The sequence below is a fragment of the Komagataeibacter oboediens genome (assembly GCF_003207815.1).
In the GTDB taxonomy this organism is placed as follows: Bacteria; Pseudomonadota; Alphaproteobacteria; order Acetobacterales; family Acetobacteraceae; genus Komagataeibacter; species Komagataeibacter oboediens.
In genome coordinates this window covers 1-1,317 of sequence record NZ_NKTX01000193.1, presented here as the reverse complement: position 1 = coordinate 1,317, position 1,317 = coordinate 1, and the positions used below count along the sequence as shown (strand labels likewise).

The following is a 1,317-nucleotide window of genomic DNA, read 5'->3' as shown; positions in this document are numbered from 1 at the left end:
CCGCAATCATGCGAAAGCTCGTTGTCCTCGCAAACGCCCTGCTTCACAAAGATCGGCTTTGGACGCCAAAAGCCGCTTGACCACAACGGATACTCTTAGGCTGTGCTGGTTATGTGGCCTCGTATGGGAAATAGGTCTGCGAGTGCATCATTCGTGGTTTCCGCATATGTGCTGGCCCCGGAAGGACTTGCCGAAAATAAAAACAGGTTTCCGTTATTGTTCCGATTGTTTTTTTACAAGATAGCGCGCTGTTGCCATGGCTGTCAGGGTATGTGGACGCAGGCCGATTGTCGGCAATATTGACGCATCGGAACACAGGACATGACCGTCCGACCATCGTCGCAGAAGGGTGTTGACCGGGATATCCCGCCCGTCATCCAATGTCATGCGCAGGTCGTGGTAATGAAACCCGAGCCCACCCGGTGTGCGATTATGACGCCATACCTTCCCTCCAAGGGATGAGACTGCGGCTATCGTTTGGCACAGGCCATCGTCTGTCGATGCATCGTCCAGATGACTGGAATAGCGGCTGCCTGTTGCATCCAGCACGATGCGGCTGAAACTGCGCATTGTCCAGATTTGCACTGGCTGGAGCATCGAGGCCAGAGACGGGGACCGGACTCCACGCAGAAACGGAGAAACCAGGTTGATGGCAGACCCCAGCACCAGATTCAGTTCCGCGCTGCCCATATCGTAAATCGAGGCGAAAACGTCGCAATGGCTGCTTTCGATCCGTTCCAGGGTATAGGCATTAAAATGGTGACCCGGTCGTAAGCGCAGAAGGTGCCTGAGACCGGAGGCATAGGCCATGTAAGGAGCATGGTCCCTAAATGATGCACCACGCATGGTATCGATTGAATTTAGTACGAGTTGCGCGGTGCCGATAACACCGGCCGCCAGCCAGATTTTCCGGCCGGTCACGCGCGACCCGTCCGAAAGATGAACGGACCATTCCCCTGTTTCCGTCCGGCTGAGTCGGGTGGCGCGGCATGCGACACATGTGTAATTCTTCATGGCCTGGTCAATGGCGAACTGCATCGCATCAAGACCTGCCGCAGCATTGTCGGCGGTTCCGTTCAGAAGTCGCGGCTCATGCAGAATGAAGCCTTCAGGCAGATGGGTCGGGCCAGGAAACGGGGCTCCATCTGTAAGAGCCTGATCCGAAAGTTTTTGAACAATACCAGCCTGTTGTGATTCATCCGTCTTTACGGAGAGATGGAGTGAATGGTGACATGGACTGGTATTGCCCGACGTGAACATAGCCGGGAAGGACTGCGATATCCATCGGATATGATGGACGGGGAATGGGCTTTGATC

At 55.0% G+C, this 1,317-nt stretch carries 1 protein-coding gene and 1 pseudogene; one reads left to right on the top strand and one right to left on the bottom strand.

Going from position 1 to position 1,317, the window contains the following annotated elements; translation table 11 throughout:
- Nucleotides 1-213: 213 nt before the first annotated feature.
- Nucleotides 214-1,038 (bottom strand): hypothetical protein, encoded by an 825-nt coding sequence (locus CFR80_RS18220; RefSeq protein ID WP_220032775.1) that lies wholly within the window; start codon nt 1,036-1,038, stop codon nt 214-216.
- A 186-nt stretch (nt 1,039-1,224) separates the two neighbouring features.
- Between CFR80_RS18220 and CFR80_RS18215 the strand changes: the two are divergent.
- A pseudogene (locus CFR80_RS18215) lies at nt 1,225-1,317 on the top strand (IS5/IS1182 family transposase); the annotation flags it as partial.

Excerpts from the sequence above, each read along its gene's own strand:
- CFR80_RS18220 (WP_220032775.1), bottom strand. The coding sequence starts at position 1,038 with ATGCAGTTCGCCATTGACCAGGCCATGAAGAATTACACATGTGTCGCA.